Here is a 1723-nt window from a genome sequence, read left to right on the forward strand (position 1 = left end):
AGTCGTGTGGATGGGTAGGGGAGCGTCCTGCATCCAGGGAAGCGGCGGCGGAAGCCAGTCGTGGAGGGTGTGGGAGTGAGAATGCAGGCATGAGTAGCGAATGCAGAGTGAGAAACTCTGCCGCCGGATGACCAAGGGTTCCTGGGCCAGGCTAATCCGCCCAGGGTAAGTCGGGACCTAAGGCGAGGCCGACAGGCGTAGTCGATGGATAACGGGTTGATATTCCCGTACCCGAGCACGTGCGCCCAGGATGAGGCGGTTGATACTAACCACCCAAAGCCTCGTGTTGAAGCCTTCGGGTGGATGCGCGAGTGTGGAGCGTGGGATCTGATTCCGTAGTAGTCGAGTGATGGGGTGACGCAGGAAGGTAGCTCCGCCAGTGAGTGGTAGTACTGGTGTAAGCGTGTAGGCCGAACGGTAGGCAAATCCGCCGTTCATTAAGGCTGAGACGTGATGCGTAGCCGATTGAGGTGAAGTAGAGTGATCCTATGCTGCCGAGAAAAGCCTCTAGCGAGTGCGTGCACGGCCCGTACCCCAAACCAACACAGGTGGTCAGGTAGAGAATACTAAGGCGATCGGGTGAACTGTGGTTAAGGAACTCGGCAAAATGCCCCCGTAACTTCGGGAGAAGGGGGGCCAAACACTCTGAAGTCCCGTGCGGACTAGGGGTGGGTGGCCGCAGAGACCAGCGGAAAGCGACTGTTTACTAAAAACACAGGTCCATGCGAAGTCGCAAGACGATGTATATGGACTGACGCCTGCCCGGTGCTGGAACGTTAAGAGGACCGGTTAACCCTTCGGGGTGAAGCTGAGAATTTAAGCGCCAGTAAACGGCGGTGGTAACTATAACCATCCTAAGGTAGCGAAATTCCTTGTCGGGTAAGTTCCGACCTGCACGAATGGCGTAACGACTTTCCGGCTGTCTCAACCACAGGCCCGGCGAAATTGCACTACGAGTAAAGATGCTCGTTACGCGCGGCAGGACGGAAAGACCCCGGGACCTTTACTATAGTTTGGTATTGGTTTTCGGTTCGGCTTGTGTAGGATAGGTGGGAGACTGTGAAGCCGGCACGCTAGTGTTGGTGGAGTCGTTGTTGAAATACCACTCTGGTCGGATTGGGAATCTGAACCTCGGACCATGATCTGGTTCAGGGACAGTGCCTGATGGGTAGTTTAACTGGGGCGGTTGCCTCCTAAAGAGTAACGGAGGCGCCCAAAGGTTCCCTCAGCCTGGTTGGCAATCAGGTGTTGAGTGCAAGTGCACAAGGGAGCTTGACTGTGAGACAGACATGTCGAGCAGGGACGAAAGTCGGGACTAGTGATCCGGCACCACCTGGTGGAAGGGGTGTCGCTCAACGGATAAAAGGTACCCCGGGGATAACAGGCTGATCTTGCCCAAGAGTCCATATCGACGGCATGGTTTGGCACCTCGATGTCGGCTCGTCGCATCCTGGGGCCGGAGTAGGTCCCAAGGGTTGGGCTGTTCGCCCATTAAAGCGGCACGCGAGCTGGGTTTAGAACGTCGTGAGACAGTTCGGTCCCTATCCGCCGCGCGCGTAGGATACTTGAGGAAGGCTGTCCCTAGTACGAGAGGACCGGGACGGACGAACCTCTGGTATGCCAGTTGTCACGCCAGTGGCATGGCTGGTTGGCCACGTTCGGAAGGGATAACCGCTGAAGGCATCTAAGCGGGAAGCCTGTTCCAAGATGAGGTATCCCACCC

1 rRNA gene is annotated in these 1723 nt (G+C 56.8%); it reads left to right on the forward strand.

The annotated features are described in order from the left end of the window. Window positions 1-1723: ribosomal RNA gene (locus ACFWMR_RS42600) — 23S ribosomal RNA — on the forward strand; the annotation flags it as partial.

This window comes from Amycolatopsis thailandensis (genome assembly GCF_042723255.1).
Classification (GTDB): Bacteria; Actinomycetota; Actinomycetes; order Mycobacteriales; family Pseudonocardiaceae; genus Amycolatopsis; species Amycolatopsis thailandensis.